The 1,069-nt window shown below is 31.5% G+C and carries 1 protein-coding gene; it reads right to left on the bottom strand.

What is annotated here, in order from left to right; genetic code table 11:
- Positions 1-67: 67 nt before the first annotated feature.
- A complete protein-coding gene (locus tag ACOVO2_RS12565) occupies positions 68-979 on the bottom strand; it encodes a hypothetical protein (protein ID WP_421770313.1) in 912 nt (303 codons plus the stop codon).
- Between the last annotated feature and the right edge of the window lie 90 nt (positions 980-1,069).

Here is a 1,069-nt window from a genome sequence, read left to right on the forward strand (position 1 = left end):
TGCGGGGAAAATAGTGTTTTGAGTTTTTATAAGGAAGCCTTCGCTCAAAGCGAAGGCTTCCTTTGTTTTACTCTTTAGAATAACGCAAAAATACTTCATCGCCAAAACGTGAAACGGAGGCAATCAAATACTTTTTGTTTTCGATGATAAGAAAATCAGGGTGACTGCTATTATTATTCTTTGCATTAAATTCTTCGTTCTCTTTGCGAAACAACAGTCTTAGAAAAGATTTATTTTTGTAGCTCAGATAAGGCAATATATTATACATAGACAAATAATATTTATTTCCATTAAGTATAAACTCTCCTTCCAAATGCTCGGATAACTCTATCGAAAGTTCTAAATCTTGCTCAATCTTGGTAGCATAGCTAGTACCAGTATTATAAGGGATAGGTTTGATTAAAATATTTCTCGAATATCGAGTAGTATCATAAAAACCTTCGACCTTTACCTCCACGGCAGTTACTTGCTCGTCTAAAAATTTGTTTACCTCTTTTCTATCAAAAAATCCAGCTTCGTTTGGCTTAAAATCTTCTGGTGTAATATCGAAAGCAAAAATATGGTCGTTGTTGAAGTTATAATCTCCGTTTTGGTCAATTATTATAATTCTTTTATCATCAATTGAAGTTCCTACCAAGCAATAAACTATACTCTTGGAACGACCTTTATAAACCTTAGAAGAATCAAAGTCAAAAGCTTTAGTTCTTGCTGTAAAATCAGTTTCTGCCATTAAGTTATTTTTAAAATCTTGATAGGCAGAATGTTCAGGAAAAACAGAAAAACGCTTGATGATAAAACTTTTGAGGTTTTCAATTATGATAAACTTTGAAATATCTTTTTCCGAAGAAAGAACAGGACGAGAACGAATAGACGTAATATGACCTGCTTTTAACTCCATCTTTACTAAAATGGTATCTTGTGAAAAAGAAAGATGAGCAGCGAAGATAAAAATTAGTAAAAGTTTAGATTGTGTGTTCATAAAGGTTGAAGAGTAAAGTTTAAACAAATTTAATCTTTTTTCTGAAAACCCATAATTTGAATTAAGTAAAACAGCTTAGAGAACGGTATT

The sequence above is a fragment of the Emticicia sp. genome (assembly GCF_049241225.1).
Classification (GTDB): domain Bacteria; phylum Bacteroidota; class Bacteroidia; order Cytophagales; family Spirosomataceae; genus Emticicia.

Bases quoted from the DNA above. Each gene is read 5' to 3' on its own strand.
- ACOVO2_RS12565 (WP_421770313.1), bottom strand. From the start codon at position 979: ATGAACACACAATCTAAACTTTTACTAATTTTTATCTTCGCTGCTCAT.